The sequence below is a fragment of the Microbacterium sp. MYb45 genome, from assembly GCF_002979655.1.
GTDB lineage: Bacteria > Actinomycetota > Actinomycetes > Actinomycetales > Microbacteriaceae > Microbacterium.
The window spans coordinates 486,720-501,709 of the sequence record NZ_PCPG01000001.1; the positions used below are offsets into that span (position 1 = coordinate 486,720).

Below are 14,990 nucleotides of genomic sequence, written 5' to 3' on the forward strand. Positions count from 1 at the left end.
CGCCCGCGCGCCCCCGGACGGACCGCGTCCCGCGAAATAGACTGGACGCATGACCACGCAGGTAGCCCTCGTCGGCGGAACCGGGAAGCTCGGCACGATCATCGGTGCGGTGATCGATGAGCTCGAGGGCTTCGAGGTGAGCCGCGTGTTGACCTCGTCGAGTGATCTCTCCGAGCTCGACGGGGCCGATCTCGTCGTCGATGCCTCGACGCCCCAGGTCAGCATCGAGGTCGTCCGCGCCGCCGTCGAACGGGGCATCAACGTCCTCGTCGCGACTTCCGGGTGGTCTTCGGAACGGATCGCCCTCGTGCGTCCTCTCGTCGAAGCTGCCGGCACCGGCGCGGTGTTCATCCCGAACTTCTCGCTCGGCTCAGTGCTCGGGTCGGCACTGGCTGCGGCCGCCGCCCCGTTCTTCGGCTCCGCCGAGATCATCGAAGCGCACCGCGAGACCAAGATCGATTCGCCGAGCGGCACGGCTGTGCGCACCGCCGAGCTGATCGCGGCGGCCCGCGCGGAGCAGGGCCCTGTCAGCGCTCCGCATGCGGATCAGCGTGCACGGGGGCAGCAGGTCGGCAGCGTGCCGATCCACTCGTTGCGGCGGCCCGGAGTCGTCGCCAAGCAGGAGGTCATCCTGTCCGGCCCCGGCGAGTCGCTGACGTTCACGCATGACACCACCGATTCGGCGCTCGCCTATGCGCCGGGGATCCGGCTCGCCGTGCCGTTCGCGGTTCAGGCCGCCGGTGTGGTCGTCGGCCTGGAGAACATGATCGACATCGGCATCCGCTCGTGATGTCGCGGATCGGCGTCGGCCTGATGGCCGCGGCGCTGCTCGTCTATCTCGCCGTCGCGATCTGGCTGGCCGTGATGTTCATCTCGGTCGGCTCTCCGGTGTCCATCGGCATGGGGGTCACACTGCTGGTGCTTGCTCCGATCGGGGCCTGGGCGCTGGTTCGCGAGATGATGTTCGGCTTCGGTGCGGACCGCCTCGGACGCCTGCTCGACGCGGAAGGCGGGATGCCTCCGGTGGAGACGGAGCTGACGCCGAGCGGTCGCATCGCCCGCACCGACGCGAATCCGCTCATCGCGCGATACGCCGCCGAGGCCGACGCAGCCGGCGATGACTGGCGTGCGCGCTACCGACTGGGCGTCGTGCAGGACGCCGCCGGGCGCCGGAAGGATGCCAGGGCCAGCATCCGCGAGGCGATCCGCCTCTCGCGGCGCTGACCCCCGCATCATCCCTCAGGCGAGAGTCGCCTCGAGAGTGATCTCGATGCCGGCGAGGGCCTGCGACACCGGGCAGCCGGTCTTCGCGCCCGCCGCGATCTCCTGGAACGCCTCGGGCGTCAGGTTCGATACCGTCGCGTTCACGTTCAGGTGGCTGCCCGTGATGCCGACGCCCGGCTTGAAGGTGACCGAGGCCGTCGTGTTGACACGCTCCGGCGGGGTGCCGTTCTCCGCGAGCGCATGGGAGAGCGCCATGCTGAAGCACGAAGCGTGGGCCGCCGCGATGAGCTCCTCCGGCGTGGTCGTGGTGTCGCTGCCTTCGCTGCGCGCCTTCCAGTTGATCGGGAAGGTGCCGAGGTTCGACGACGAGAACGCGACCGTGCCCGATCCCTCCATGAGCGATCCGGTCCAGGTGCTGGCGGCTTCGCTGGTGACGGGCATGATTCCTCCGCTTCTCGGGACCCGCTCGGTGCGCGGGTCACGTAGCGGCCAGCCTACCGAGGGGCCCGGCGGGACGGAACAGGAATCAGGCGGCGGCGGGGCGCCCGATGATGCCGGCGCGCTGGAGCAGGAGGTAGAGCTGGCAACCGAGGCAGAAGGCGAAGGCGGCGTTCAGGAACGCGGCGATGAAGGCGGCTGCCGTGGCGATCGGGAGCGCCCACGGGACGCCGAGGAGATGCAGGACGAGACCGATGCCGACGACGAACAGCCCCACGCCCTGGGAGAACCGGGGTGGGCGCGGGTCCTCGAGTTCGGTCGGCGGTGAGAGTCGCGGGCGGACGAGCGTGCGGAAGACGACGCTCCACGGCGTGGTCCGGGGCGAGACGACACCCCACAGGAACAGGAGGGCGATCACGACCGTGAGCAGGAAGCCCGGGTCGAGCGCGCGTTGGGCGGGTGTCGATGATGAGATCACCAAACCACCGGGGACGAACGTGGAATCCGCGAGCGGCTGATAGGCGAACCATCCGAATGAGCCCGTACTCGCGGATTCCGTCGATATCCCGATCAATGCCAGGAACGTCGCCACCAGGAGGAGCAACGCGGTGATCGTGGCGGCGAAGCGCGGACCACGGGGATCGATGCCTTCGGGAGTGCTCATGTGTGCTCCGGTCTTCGCGCCTCAGACGGTGGCGACGGCTTCTGTGAGGGCGTGCGGGTGGGGAACCCCGTGGATTCGTGCGCGGACCGCGCCGGAACCGTCGACCAGGAACGTCGTCGGCGTCTGCAGCACCCGGTAGCGCGCGGAGAGATCGGGGCGATGGGTCAGGTCCACCTCGACGTGCGCGAGCCCATCATGACCGGACGCGTAGTCGTGCAGCAGGCGACGGACCTGCGGGCACCGCGCGCACATCTCGGTGCTGAACTGCACGAGGGTGGCGCGCGAGCCGAGTTCCGCCGACACGACATCCGCGGGGTCGAATCGAAGCGTCCCGCCATCGCGTCGCCGTCCGTCTCGACGTCGCAGGACGATGCCGATGATCGTCGCGAGCGCGATGAGCACCACGGCGACTCCGAGGGCGAGAGCGGGCGACATGTGTCGAGAGTACGTGCTCCGTCGGGGTGCCGATGCCGATGTTTCCGAGCATGACGAACCCCGGCCCCAACGCGGTGGCTCCGCCCGTGCCCGGGGCGGGGAAGGTATCGTGGCTGTCATGAGTGCAGCCGTCCCGACGCCCTACGAAGACCTGCTCCGCGATGTCCTGGAGACCGGCACGCACAAGTCGGATCGGACGGGCACCGGGACCACGAGTGTCTTCGGTCGACAGATCCGTTTCGACCTGTCGAAGGGCTTTCCGCTCATCACCACGAAGCGCGTGCACTTCAAATCCATCGCCTACGAGCTGCTGTGGTTCCTGCAGGGCGACTCCAACGTCGGATGGTTGCGGGAGAACGGCGTCACGATCTGGGACGAGTGGGCGGACGAGTCCGGCGACCTCGGGCCGGTCTACGGTGTGCAGTGGCGGTCGTGGCCGACGCCTGACGGCGGCAGCATCGACCAGCTCTCCGAGGTGATCGAGCAGATCCGGCGTTCGCCCGATTCGCGCAGGCTCATCGTGTCGGCGTGGAACCCGGCTGATATCCCCGACATGGCGCTCGCTCCCTGTCACGCGCTCTTTCAGTTCTACGTCGCCGACGGCAAGCTCTCGTGCCAGCTGTATCAGCGCAGCGCCGACATGTTCCTCGGGGTGCCGTTCAACATCGCCTCCTACGCCCTGCTCACGATGATGATCGCGCAGCAGGTGGGGCTCGAGCCCGGTGACTTCGTATGGACGGGCGGCGACTGCCACGTCTACGACAACCACGTCGAGCAGGTGCGCGAGCAGCTGAGCCGTGAGCCGTTCGAATCCCCGACGCTCCGATTCGCGCGCAAGCCCGAGTCGATCCTCGACTACCGGTACGAGGACTTCGTGGTGGAGGACTATCAGCATCACGCGCCGATCCGCGCGGCGGTGGCGGTATGACCTGGGTCGGGCTCATCTGGGCCGAAGCCCACGGCGGCGTGATCGGCGCCGAGGGGGGCATGCCCTGGCACGTGCCCGAAGACCTGGCGCACTTCAAGGACGTCACGCTCGGGACGCCGGTGGTGATGGGGCGCAAGACCTGGGACTCGCTCCCTGAACGATTCCGTCCGCTGGCCGGCCGTGACAACATCGTGGTGACCCGTCAGCAGGACTGGTCGGAGGGGGGTGCCCGCCGCGCAGCCACCGTCGCTGAAGCCGTCCGCGGCCTGGACCGGGTGTGGATCATCGGCGGCGCGGAGATCTTCCGTCAGGTGATCGGCGACGCCGACCGGCTCGAAGTCACCGAGCTCGATCTCGATGTCGACGGCGACGCGTACGCGCCGGCCAAGACCGGGTGGCGACTCGTCGACGAGGGGGAGTGGCAGACCTCCCGCACCGGCATCCGCTACCGCTTCCTCGGATACGAGCGCTGATGCCCACCGCTTTGATCACCGGCGCAAGCGCCGGAATGGGGGCAGAGTTCGCCCGCCAGCTCGCCCGCCGCCGCGCCGATCTCATCCTCGTCGCGCGTTCCGAGGCCGCGCTGGAGCAGCTGGCGGCCGAGCTGCGCAGCGAGTACGGGGTGGCAATCGAGGTGCTCCCCGCCGACCTGGTGGACGAAGCGGGGGTCGAGAGCGTCGCTGCTCGGCTGCGCGACACCGCGGATCCGGTCGATCTGCTCGTGAACAACGCCGGATTCGGGTTGCCGCTCCGCTTCGCCGACAACGACATCGACGATGAGGTGCGGCACCTCCGGGTGCACGTCGAGGCGTCGATGCGTCTCATGCACGCCGCTCTGCAGTCCATGCGCGGACGAGGTGGCCGCATCATCAACGTGGCCTCCGTCGCCGGCTTCATCTCCCGCTCCACCTATTCCGCGTGCAAGTCCTGGTTGATCGGTTTCAGTCGATGGGCGAACGCGGAGTATGCGCGCGACGGGGTGAGCGTCACCGCCCTCTGCCCCGGATTCACGCACACCTCGTTCCACGAGCGGATGGGCCTCGCCGTGGGCGAGGAGGGCGTGCCCGGCTTCATGTGGTTGAACGCCCGCGACGTGGTCCGCACGGGATTGCGCGATGCAGCCCGTGGCAAATCCGTGTCCATTCCGTCGCTGCGGTACAAGGCGATCGTGGCGTTGACGCGTGTGCTGCCGAGTTCGCTGACCTCGGGCGTCGCGCGACGCGGCCGTGTCTGAGGAGCGTCACCGCGTCCGCATGACCGCGACCCGAACCGATACGCTGGGTCTATGACGCACTCGGGCAACCCTTTCGGACAGGTTCTCGTCGCGCTCGTCACTCCGATGACGGCCGACGGCGAAGTCGATTGGCCCGCCGTCGAGAAGCACATCGATGACGTGATCACCGCGGGAGCGGACGGCATCGTCGTGACGGGAACGACCGGCGAGACCTCGACCCTGACGGACCCCGAGAAGCTCAAGCTCGTCGAGGTAGGCAAGTCCGTCTCGGCAGGTCGCGCCAAGATCATCACGGGCGGTGGGTCCAACGAGACCGCGCACGCCATCGAGCTCTACAAGGCCAGCGAGAAGGCCGGCGCCGACGGCATCATGATCGTCACGCCGTACTACAACAAGCCGACGCAGGCCGGCATCCTCACGCACTTCCGTCTGGTCGCCGACGCGACCGACCTCCCGGTGATCCTCTACGACATCCCGGGCCGTACCGGAGTGCCGATCAAGTACGAGACGATCCTGCGCCTCGCGAAGCACCCGAACATTCTCGCGGTGAAGGACGCCAAGGGCGACTTCTCCGAGGTGAGCCGCGTGCTCAATCAGACCGACCTGATGTACTTCTCCGGCGACGATGCGAACGTGCTGCCGCACCTCGCGATCGGCGCCACCGGGCTCATCGGCGTGACGGCGAACGTCGCGGCGGCGCCGTACCGCACGATCATCGACGCCGTGAACGCGGGCGACCTGGCGACGGCGACAGCCGAGCACAAGCGGCTCGAGCCGCTCGTGCGCGCTGTCATGACGCACGTCCCAGGAACCGTCGCCGCCAAGTACATCCTGCACGGGCTCGGACGTATCTCGAGCCCGCGCGTGCGGCTGCCCCTGGTCGGTCCCGAGGAATGGGAGGCCGCGCTCATCGAGGATGAGCTCGACCTCGTCAAGAACGTTCCCGGAGCCGACTTCTCGAACTTCCGCCCCGACCGCAATGCGGCTGCGGGTGGTGCCCTGCCGAAGGTGCACGGCACGACGCGCTGAGTCGCGTCCCCACGAACGAACGGACGCGCGGAGTGTCCGACTGAGGAGACAGCATGTCCATTCCCCTGGTAGAACCGGCCCCTCTCGCTGAAGGGACGTTGCGGGTCATCCCGATCGGTGGTCTCGGCGAGATCGGTCGCAACATGACGGCCTTCGAGTACGACGGCAAGATCCTGATCGTCGACTGCGGCGTGCTCTTCCCTGAGGAGCACCAGCCGGGCGTCGACCTGATCCTGCCCGACTTCGAGCCGATCCGCGATCGCCTCGACGACATCGTCGGTGTCGTACTGACTCACGGCCACGAGGACCACATCGGCGCCGTTCCGTATCTGCTGCGTCTGAAGAGCGACATTCCGCTGATCGGTTCGGGCCTCACGCTCGCGCTGGTCGAAGCGAAGCTCAAGGAGCATCGCATCAAGGCCTTCACCCTCACCGTGAAGGAGGGCGAGCAGGAACGTGTCGGACCCTTCGATCTCGAGTTCGTCGCAGTCAACCACTCGATCCCTGACGCGCTGGCCGTCGCCATCCGGACGCCGGCCGGCATGGTGCTCGCCACCGGTGACTTCAAGATGGATCAGCTGCCGCTCGACGGCCGCATCACCGACCTGCGTGCGTTCGCCCGCCTCGGCGAGGAGGGCGTCGACCTGTTCCTCGTGGACTCGACGAATGCCGACGTCCCCGGCTTCACTCCCACCGAGCGCTCCATCGGCCCGGTTCTCGACCAGGTCATCGCCAAGGCGCCGCGCCGCGTCATCGTCGCGAGCTTCTCCAGCCACGTCCACCGCGTGCAGCAGGTCATCGACGCGGCGTACGCCAACGGACGCCGCGTCGCCTTCCTCGGCCGCAGCATGGTGCGGAACATGACCATCGCCGAGCAGCTCGGCTACCTGAAGGTGCCGGACGGGGTCCTCATCGACTTCAAGAAGGCGCGCGATCTCCCGGACGAGCAGATCGTGTACATGTCGACCGGTTCCCAGGGCGAGCCGATGGCGGTCCTCAGCCGCATGGCGAACATGGACCACGCGATCGAGATCAGCGAGGGCGACACCGTCATCCTCGCCTCCAGCCTCATCCCGGGCAACGAGAACGCGGTGTACCGCGTGATCGACGGGCTGACCAAGCTCGGCGCCAACGTCGTGCACAAGGCCAACGCGAAGGTGCACGTCTCCGGGCATGCCGCCGCCGGCGAGCTGATCTACTGCTACAACATCCTGAAGCCCAAGAACGTCCTTCCGGTGCACGGCGAGTACCGCCATCTCATCGCGAACGCCAAGCTCGCGCAGGACACCGGCGTCCCGGAGTCGAATACGATCATCGCCTCGAACGGCACCGTGATCGATCTCAAGGACGGCGTGGCGAGCGTCGTCGGCCAGCTGGATCTCGGGTTCGTCTACGTGGACGGCTCTTCGGTCGGAGCGATCACCGATGCCGACCTCAAGGATCGACGCATCCTCGCCGAGGAGGGCTTCATCTCGGTGATCGTCGTCGTAGATGCCGCGACCGGCCGCATCATCTCCGGTCCTGAGATCCACGCGCGTGGTGTGGCCGAAGACGATTCCGTGTTCGATGACGTCGCGCCGAAGATCGTCGCGGCGCTCAAGGAGGCGGCCGGCAACGGGGTGCGCGACACCCACTCGCTGTCTCAGGTCGTGCGACGCACCATCGGGCGCTGGGTCAACCAGCGACTCCGCCGTCGTCCGATGATCGTCCCGCTCGTCATCGAGGCGTGACGGTCGCTCGGTATTCACGGTCGGCCGTCATCCCGGCGTAACACCCCGGTTCTATGCTCGCGGCATGGACAGCGGCTTTGCCCTTCGCAGGGCGGCGCAGACTGATGCGATGTTCCTCGGTGACATGCTCGTCGAGGCCGCCAACTGGCGCGCCGGGGGAGTGCGTCCGCGGCATGAGGTGTTGAACTCTGCCGACCATCGGCGCTATCTCGCGGGGTGGAAGCGCATGGCCGATGACGGGCTGGTGGCCACCGGTGCACACGAGGTGCCCGTGGGTGCGGCCTGGTATCGCGTGCTCCCGCAGAATGCGCCGGGGTTCGGCTTCGTCGGCGTCGCCGTTCCGGAGCTGATCATCGGCGTGCATCCGCTCTGGCGTGCACGCGGTGTCGGACGCGCTCTCCTGCGCGGTGTCATCGAGCTCGCCGGTACGCAGGGGCATGCGCGGATCAGCCTGAGCGTCGAACGCGACAACTTCGCCCGCAATCTGTATCGCGCCGAGGGGTTCGCCCTCGTGGCGGAAGGAGAGTCGCGCGACACCATGGCGCGTCGGACCCGGTAGTCAGCGTCGCGAGGATCGGTGGAAAGCCGCGTCATTACGCGGAGATGTCGGCCGTTGGTCGTAACGTGAGAGCATGGCCAGGAGTACCACGAAGACAGAGCGCGCGTCGACCAGCGCACCGTCGCGCCCCAAGCGGCAGACGGCTCCCAAGGCCCAGCCCGCACCGAAGAAGTACATCGACGAGGCAGACAAGCCTCCGGTGGCAGTCCGGGCATGGATCGGACTCGCCCACGGCGTCGGCGGACTCTTCCGCGCCTTCGGGCCTGAGGCGCTGAAGAAGGACGACCGCCGCGACGGCTTCCCGTTCCTCCTCGTGCTGCTCGCGGCTCTCGGCGCCGTGAACGAGTGGGTCTTCATCGGCAACGAGGTGGCCGAGAACATCAGTGCCTACTCGGTGGGGCTGCTCGTCGGCAGGGTGGCGTTCATCATGCCACTGCTTCTGCTGGTGCTGGCCGGTTGGCTGTTCCGTCACCCCGCGTCGGTTCACGACAACGGACGCATCGGCTTCGGTTTCGGCCTGTTCGTGATCTCCCTGGCAGGTTTTTGCCATGTCGCCGGTGGACAACCACAGCCCCAGCCGAACATCACGGCGTTGAACACGGGGGGCGGGTTGCTCGGGTGGTTGGTGGGGCAGCCGCTGACTTACCTCACGAATATCCCTGCGTACGTCGTGCTCGCGTTGCTGGCCGCACTCAGCATCCTGATCCTCACCAAGACGCCGCCGAACCGCATCGGTTCCCGTCTCGGTGATCTCTACGCCTGGATGTTCGACGCCGAGCGTCCGGAGAAGCCCGCCAAGGACGCGGCGGCGATCGACGACGCCGACAAGGTCGACGACCCCGATGTGCTGCCCTGGTGGCGTCGCAACAAGACCGGCCGTGAAGAGGACCCCGACGAGGGCACCCTCGGCTCGGATGACATCACCGCATTGCTCACGACCTCCGATCCGACTCCGGCCTACGACCAGGCGGTCGTCGTCGAGAATCCCTACGACGCCGCGACCGAGGTGCTCTCCGACGTCAGGTCGGTCGCCGATTCGCTTGCCGAGCAGCAGACGACGGCGCTTCTCGATGACTCCTCCGACACCGGCGAGGTGCCGGAGCTTCCGGGGCTCGACGGGTTCGGTACTGAGGGCCCGGGCGACCGCGGACCTCAGGCCCCCGTCACGCCGTACATCCTGCCCTCTCCGGGCCTCCTCGTCGAAGGCCCGCCGCCGGTTCTTCGTTCCGAGGCCACCGACAAGGTGATCGAGCAGATCACCAGCGTGCTGACGCAGTTCAAGGTCGACGCGAAGGTCACCGGCTTCTCGCGCGGGCCGACGGTCACGCAGTACGAGGTCGAAGTCGGTCACGGCGTCAAGGTCGAGAAGATCCTGCAGCTGAGCAACAACTTCGCCTATGCCGTGGCATCGAACGACGTCCGCATCCTCTCACCGATCCCCGGCAAGAGCGCGATCGGCATCGAGATCCCCAACGCCGACAAGGAGATGGTCGCGCTCGGCGACGTCCTCCGGTCGCCGGCCGCGCAGAAGAGCACGCACCCGATGACCATCGGCGTCGGCAAAGATGTCGGTGGCAACATCGTCATCGCGAACCTCGCCAAGATGCCGCACCTCCTGGTCGCCGGTTCCACGGGTTCCGGTAAGTCGAGCTTCGTGAACTCCATGATCACGAGCCTGCTCATGCGGGCTCGCCCCGCGGACGTGCGTATGGTCCTGATCGACCCGAAGCGCGTGGAGCTCACGAGTTACGCCGGCGTCCCGCACCTCATCACGCCCATCATCACGAACCCGAAGAAGGCAGCCGAGGCGCTGCAGTGGGTCGTGAAGGAGATGGACATGCGGTACGACGACCTCGCGTCGTTCGGCTTCCGTCACATCGACGACTTCAACCGCGCCGTGCGCGCCGGCGAAGTCGAACTCCCTGTGGGCAGCGAGCGAGTTCTCAAGCCGTACCCGTACCTCCTCGTCGTGGTCGACGAGCTGGCCGACCTGATGATGGTCGCGCCTCGCGACGTGGAGGACTCGATCGTCCGCATCACGCAGCTCGCGCGAGCTTCGGGTATCCACCTGGTCCTCGCCACGCAGCGCCCCAGCGTCGACGTGGTCACCGGTCTCATCAAGGCCAACGTGCCGTCCCGTCTCGCCTTCGCTGTCACGAGCGTCACCGACAGCCGCGTCATCCTGGACAGCCCCGGGGCCGACAAGCTGATCGGGCAGGGCGACGCGCTGTTCTCGCCGATGGGATCGTCGAAGCCGTTCCGTCTGCAGGGTGCGTGGGTCGATGAGAAGGAGATCGACGCCGTCGTCAAGCACGTCACCCGTCAGGCTCGGCCGGACTACCGACCCGATGTGCAGGAGGCGATGGAGCCGACGAAGAAGAAGGAAGTCGACGAAGACATCGGCGACGACCTGGAGCTTCTGCTCGCCGCAGCCGAGCTCATCGTCTCATCGCAGTTCGGCTCCACATCGATGCTCCAGCGCAAGCTGCGTGTCGGCTTCGCCAAGGCGGGTCGCCTGATGGACCTTCTGGAGTCCCGTGAGATCGTCGGACCCTCCGAGGGGTCGAAGGCCCGCGACGTGCTGGCCACGGCCGAGCAGCTCCCACAGGTGATGGCGAAGCTGCGCGGAGACGATGCTCCGGCGGCCTCCCCGGCTCCGGCAGCCCCTCCGGTTCCGCCGATGCCTCAGCCGCATGATCCGATCGCCGCCCAGTATGAAGGACTCCCCGAGGTGGAGGCCGACGGCGGCGACGAAGACGCCTGGGGCCTGACGGGGCGCGACTGATGACGATTCCTCGGCAGCTGCCCAACGCCATCACCGTCGCGCGCATCCCGCTGGCGGTCATCTTCTTCGTCCTGCTGCTGTTCGGTGGCACCTACGGACTCCCCGAGCCCGGCCTCCGCTGGGCGGCCGCCATCATCTTCATCGTCGGGATCTCCACCGACTGGGTCGACGGCTACCTCGCACGCAAGTACGACATCGTCAGCGACTTCGGCAAACTCTGGGACCCGATCGCCGACAAGATGCTCACCGGAGCGGGCTTCATCGGCCTCGCCATCCTCGGTGAGGTCAGTTGGTGGATCGTCGCGATCATCCTCATCCGTGAGTGGGGGATCACGATCCACCGTCTCATGGTCGCGAGCGAGCATGTGGTCGCGGCTGCCTGGATGGGCAAGATCAAGACGGCGTTCCAGGGGGTCGCACTCGGGTGGGCGTTGCTTCCCCTACACGTCCTCATCGGCCTCGATGCCTGGACGCTGATCACCTTCATCCTGATGGTCATTGTCCTCGTGCTCACGGTGGCGAGCGGGATCGACTACATCGTCGCGCAGGCACGCGGATCGCGCCAGAAGCAGGCATGAGCGACGCGGGCGCCGCCGCACTGCTGTCGGCTCTGACACACCGCGGTTGGACTCTGGGCGTCGCCGAGTCGCTCACGGGCGGCGCGCTGTGCGCCGAGATCGTGTCGGTTCCGGGGGCTTCCGCGGTCTTGCTCGGTGGTGTGGTGGCCTATGCGACCCCGGTCAAGGCGACGGTCCTCGGTGTGGATGCCGAGCTCCTCGCTGCTCACGGGCCGGTCCACCCGCAGGTCGCCTTGCAGATGGCAGACGGCGTGCGCCGCGTCGTGAACGTAGACGGAGTCCCGGCTGACGTCGGGGTCTCGACGACCGGCATCGCCGGCCCGGATTCCCCCGACGGCCAGCCGGTGGGAACGGTGCACATCGGGATCGTGACGCCCGACGGCTCCTCGGCGAAGGCGTTGCACCTGCAGGGTGACCGTGATTCGATCCGTGCGCAGACGGTGAACGCGGCTCTTCAGGTGTTGCTCGAGTTCGTCCTGGAATAGTGACGGTCCGATGTCGGTTATTACCGATGTGCTCACATTCAAACCACAGAGTGCAGGGGTAGATTTCGAGCAGGCCAGGAGTACTAGACTGGCTGTCTCATCGGGGGAGACCTCGAACGATCACACGGGGAGGAGGTTCCGATGATTCTTGTACGACAGGAAATCGGCGATGTGCTGAGGGACTTCCGCCTGCAGAAGGGGCGCACGCTCCGGCAGGTCGCGAGCAAAGCGTCGGTGGCGCTCGGCTACCTCAGTGAGGTCGAGCGGGGCCAGAAGGAGGCGTCGAGCGAGATCCTCGCATCCGTCGCCGATGCTCTCGACGTGCCCATCTCGACGATCATGCGTGAGGTCGGGGACCGTATCTCTGTACTCGAGGGCATTCAGGTCTTCCCGGATGTCGTTCCGGACGACCTCGTCGCGTCGGTCGAACCTCAGCTCTCGCTGCACTGAGCTTCGCATGCGGGTGAGCGATGCGTCGTAGCGAGTTCCTTCGCGCCGTCGACACCGAGTTCCAGGCGCGAGCCTCGTCATTGGTGAACGACCTCGGGCTTTCAGCCTTGCGTGGCCGTACGGCGCTCGAAGCTCTGGAAGACGGCACGCCGCCGCGGGAGATCTGGTTGGCGCTCTGCGCAGAGATGGATGTTCCGGAGAACCGTCGGCACGGCGTCGGACGGCAGGAGCCGCGAGGGCGTTGAACCCTGGAGGGTGTCCGCAGTTTACGGGACACGGCCTGCGATGATCGGCGTGTCGTCGAAGATCTGTTCGAAGCGGGCGTAGTCTTCTGCACAAGTGGTTCAGGGAATCTGTTCTCCACGGTATGCGAGCTCTCGGCGTTGATGTCGGTGGCCTCTCCTACGGTGGAAACAAGCCGAAGAGCCATTACGCCTTGTCGGAGAGTTCCTCCCAACCGGGAGAGCCGCGACAGCCTACAGGCGGCACCACGCGCGCAGAAGGAGCAGACCATGCCATCACCCGCCGACCGCGAGAAGTCCCTCGAGACCGCACTCGCCCAGATCGATCGTCAGTTCGGAAAGGGCTCGGTCATGCGGCTGGGCAGTGATGAGCGCGCCCCCGTGGCCGTCATCCCCACCGGCTCCATCGCCCTCGACGTCGCCCTCGGCGTCGGAGGTCTCCCGCGTGGCCGCATCGTCGAGATCTACGGACCTGAGTCCTCGGGTAAGACGACGCTGACGCTGCACGCGATCGCGAACGCGCAGCGTGGCGGTGGCATCGCAGCCTTCATCGATGCCGAGCACGCGCTCGACCCCGACTACGCGGCGAAGCTCGGCGTCGATATCGACGCGCTTCTCGTCTCTCAGCCCGACACCGGCGAGCAGGCGCTCGAGATCGCCGACATGCTCGTGCGTTCCGGTGCCATCGACCTCATCGTCATCGACTCCGTCGCTGCGCTCGTGCCTCGTGCGGAGATCGAGGGCGAGATGGGTGACTCGCACGTGGGCCTGCAGGCACGTCTCATGTCGCAGGCGCTGCGCAAGCTCACCGGTGGTCTGAGCCAGACGAACACGACCATGATCTTCATCAACCAGCTCCGCGAGAAGATCGGTGTCTTCTTCGGATCACCCGAGACGACCGCCGGTGGTAAGGCGCTGAAGTTCTACGCCTCTGTCCGCATGGACATCCGTCGTATCGAGACGCTGAAGGACGGCACCGACGCGGTAGGAAACCGCACCAGGGTCAAGGTCGTGAAGAACAAGATGGCCCCGCCCTTCAAGCAGGCGGAGTTCGACATCCTCTACGGTGTCGGTATCTCTCGCGAGGGCAGCCTGATCGACTTCGGCGTCGAACACGCCATCGTGAAGAAGTCGGGCTCGTGGTACACCTACGATGGCGACCAGCTGGGGCAGGGCAAGGAGAACGCACGGACTTTCCTGCTCAACAACCCCGACATCGCGCTGGCGATCGAGACGCAGATCAAGCAGAAGCTCGGCATCGGCGGGCCAGCCGCCGTGCCTGCTGCAGCAGACGAGCTCGCTGAGCGTCGTCCGGCCTGATGAGTGACACTCGTGGGGGCGATCCCGACCGGATCGCCCCCATCATTCCGCTCTTCGGACGCGCCGTGAAGAAGGCCGATCCGCTTGCTATCGCTCCTGGCGGCGATGACCTCTCAGACGGCGCTTCCGTGGGCCCCGGTGACGCAGGCCAGTGGCGGTCCACATGGGATGCGCGAGAGCGCACCTCTCGCGCCGAAAGTCGGCCCCAGTCCGGCAGCCCCAGCGACCGTCATCCCGCGCGTGGGGCATCAGCCCGAGCTGGGTCGGAAGCATCGAAGACCGCGCCGAGACTTCACGCGCTCGGGATCCCACCCGTCGCGCAGGGAATTGCTGAGGAGCCGGGAGAGCTCAACGATATCCGCACGGCGGCCGAGGAGTCCCTCGTGAGAAAGCTGCGGACTCGATCTCTCTCGGTCTCCGAAGCGCGTCAGGCGCTGAGGGGGCACGGGCTCGATAACGCTGTGATCGACGACGTGATCGACGACTTCTGCCGTCGTGGCTACCTCGACGATGCCGCTCTTGCCGGTGTTCTGGTGACATCGGGGGTCGAGCGGAAGGGACAGGGGAGGGTCGCTCTGTCGCGCGCACTCGCTCAACGGGGTATTCCTCGCGACGTGATCGACGCTGCACTCGACGAACTGCCGGATGATGACGATGAGCGGGCCCTCGAATTCGCCCGCACCAAGGCACGTTCGTTGGGCCGACTCGACAACGACACCGCCCTTCGGCGTCTGGTGGGACAGCTTTCGCGACGCGGCTACAACGGGTCCGTCGCGATGAAGGCGGCCAAGCAGGCACTGCGGGAGACTGGCCCGAGTGCGTCGAGCTCGGGCGTCCGATTCGTCGATTCGGACTGAGCAAGCGACGCAGCAACCGCATCCGCACGGCT

Annotated in this window: 18 protein-coding genes; 15 read left to right on the plus strand and 3 right to left on the minus strand. The window is 67.0% G+C overall.

Annotation, left to right across the window (positions count from 1 at the left end):
• Positions 1-49 precede the first annotated feature (49 nt).
• Together dapB and CQ034_RS02270 are read left to right on the plus strand one after the other, a co-directional pair.
• The gene (gene dapB, locus CQ034_RS02265) at positions 50-790 is read left to right on the plus strand and encodes a 4-hydroxy-tetrahydrodipicolinate reductase (RefSeq protein ID WP_105709786.1); all 741 of its coding nucleotides are present in this window, start codon (positions 50-52) and stop codon (positions 788-790) included.
• Positions 790-1,224 carry a hypothetical protein gene (locus CQ034_RS02270; protein WP_105709787.1) on the plus strand — a complete coding sequence of 145 codons (435 nt, stop codon included), beginning with the start codon at positions 790-792 and terminating at the stop codon, positions 1,222-1,224. Before dapB ends, CQ034_RS02270 begins: the two co-directional genes overlap by 1 nt.
• Before the next feature lie 15 nt (positions 1,225-1,239).
• Here the strand turns inward: CQ034_RS02270 and CQ034_RS02275 are convergent, their stop codons facing one another.
• From CQ034_RS02275 to CQ034_RS02285, 3 genes are all read right to left on the minus strand, one after another.
• Complete coding sequence (locus CQ034_RS02275; RefSeq protein WP_105709788.1) at positions 1,240-1,665, minus strand: OsmC family peroxiredoxin; 426 nt, start codon at positions 1,663-1,665, stop codon at positions 1,240-1,242.
• 85 nt (positions 1,666-1,750) lie between these two features.
• The gene (locus tag CQ034_RS02280) at positions 1,751-2,326 is read right to left on the minus strand and encodes a DUF4395 domain-containing protein (RefSeq protein WP_105709789.1); all 576 of its coding nucleotides are present in this window, start codon (positions 2,324-2,326) and stop codon (positions 1,751-1,753) included.
• Positions 2,327-2,347: 21 nt separating this feature from the next.
• Positions 2,348-2,761, minus strand: coding sequence for a thioredoxin family protein (locus tag CQ034_RS02285; RefSeq protein ID WP_105709790.1), 414 nt, complete (start codon positions 2,759-2,761; stop codon positions 2,348-2,350).
• Positions 2,762-2,879: 118 nt separating this feature from the next.
• On the opposite strand from CQ034_RS02285, the gene CQ034_RS02290 reads away from it, so the two are divergent.
• The 13 genes from CQ034_RS02290 to CQ034_RS02350 all read left to right on the plus strand — a co-directional run bounded on the left by CQ034_RS02290 (position 2,880) and on the right by CQ034_RS02350 (position 14,958).
• Positions 2,880-3,689 carry a thymidylate synthase gene (locus CQ034_RS02290; RefSeq protein WP_105709791.1) on the plus strand — a complete coding sequence of 270 codons (810 nt, stop codon included), beginning with the start codon at positions 2,880-2,882 and terminating at the stop codon, positions 3,687-3,689.
• On the plus strand, positions 3,686-4,162 hold the full coding sequence (locus CQ034_RS02295; protein ID WP_105709792.1) for a dihydrofolate reductase: 477 nt from the start codon (positions 3,686-3,688) through the stop codon (positions 4,160-4,162). Before CQ034_RS02290 ends, CQ034_RS02295 begins: the two co-directional genes overlap by 4 nt.
• Entirely contained in the window at positions 4,162-4,923 is a 762-nt protein-coding gene (locus CQ034_RS02300) for an SDR family oxidoreductase (protein ID WP_105709793.1), read from the plus strand. Before CQ034_RS02295 ends, CQ034_RS02300 begins: the two co-directional genes overlap by 1 nt.
• A 51-nt stretch (positions 4,924-4,974) precedes the next feature.
• Complete coding sequence (gene dapA / locus CQ034_RS02305; RefSeq protein WP_029263611.1) at positions 4,975-5,952, plus strand: 4-hydroxy-tetrahydrodipicolinate synthase; 978 nt, start codon at positions 4,975-4,977, stop codon at positions 5,950-5,952.
• A gap of 53 nt (positions 5,953-6,005) precedes the next feature.
• Positions 6,006-7,682, plus strand: a complete 1,677-nt coding sequence (locus tag CQ034_RS02310; protein WP_105709794.1) for a ribonuclease J — start codon at positions 6,006-6,008, stop codon at positions 7,680-7,682.
• A gap of 64 nt (positions 7,683-7,746) precedes the next feature.
• Positions 7,747-8,241, plus strand: coding sequence for a GNAT family N-acetyltransferase (locus CQ034_RS02315; RefSeq protein WP_105709795.1), 495 nt, complete (start codon positions 7,747-7,749; stop codon positions 8,239-8,241).
• Between the two features lie 73 nt (positions 8,242-8,314).
• Complete coding sequence (locus CQ034_RS02320; protein ID WP_105709796.1) at positions 8,315-11,026, plus strand: DNA translocase FtsK; 2,712 nt, start codon at positions 8,315-8,317, stop codon at positions 11,024-11,026.
• Positions 11,026-11,604: a CDP-diacylglycerol--glycerol-3-phosphate 3-phosphatidyltransferase gene (gene pgsA / locus CQ034_RS02325; RefSeq protein ID WP_105709797.1), complete on the plus strand. Its 579-nt coding sequence runs from the start codon at positions 11,026-11,028 to the stop codon at positions 11,602-11,604. The genes CQ034_RS02320 and pgsA overlap by 1 nt, the downstream gene beginning before the upstream one ends.
• Positions 11,601-12,089 carry a CinA family protein gene (locus tag CQ034_RS02330; RefSeq protein ID WP_105709798.1) on the plus strand — a complete coding sequence of 163 codons (489 nt, stop codon included), beginning with the start codon at positions 11,601-11,603 and terminating at the stop codon, positions 12,087-12,089. The genes pgsA and CQ034_RS02330 overlap by 4 nt, the downstream gene beginning before the upstream one ends.
• A gap of 141 nt (positions 12,090-12,230) precedes the next feature.
• Positions 12,231-12,539 (plus strand): helix-turn-helix domain-containing protein, encoded by a 309-nt coding sequence (locus CQ034_RS02335; protein ID WP_026049981.1) that lies wholly within the window; start codon positions 12,231-12,233, stop codon positions 12,537-12,539.
• A 20-nt stretch (positions 12,540-12,559) separates the two neighbouring features.
• Positions 12,560-12,784, plus strand: coding sequence for a DUF3046 domain-containing protein (locus CQ034_RS02340; protein WP_081859941.1), 225 nt, complete (start codon positions 12,560-12,562; stop codon positions 12,782-12,784).
• A gap of 267 nt (positions 12,785-13,051) precedes the next feature.
• Positions 13,052-14,101: a recombinase RecA gene (gene recA / locus CQ034_RS02345; RefSeq protein WP_029263605.1), complete on the plus strand. Its 1,050-nt coding sequence runs from the start codon at positions 13,052-13,054 to the stop codon at positions 14,099-14,101.
• 65 nt (positions 14,102-14,166) lie between these two features.
• A complete protein-coding gene (locus CQ034_RS02350) occupies positions 14,167-14,958 on the plus strand; it encodes a regulatory protein RecX (protein ID WP_258133979.1) in 792 nt (263 codons plus the stop codon).
• Positions 14,959-14,990: the final 32 nt, after the last annotated feature.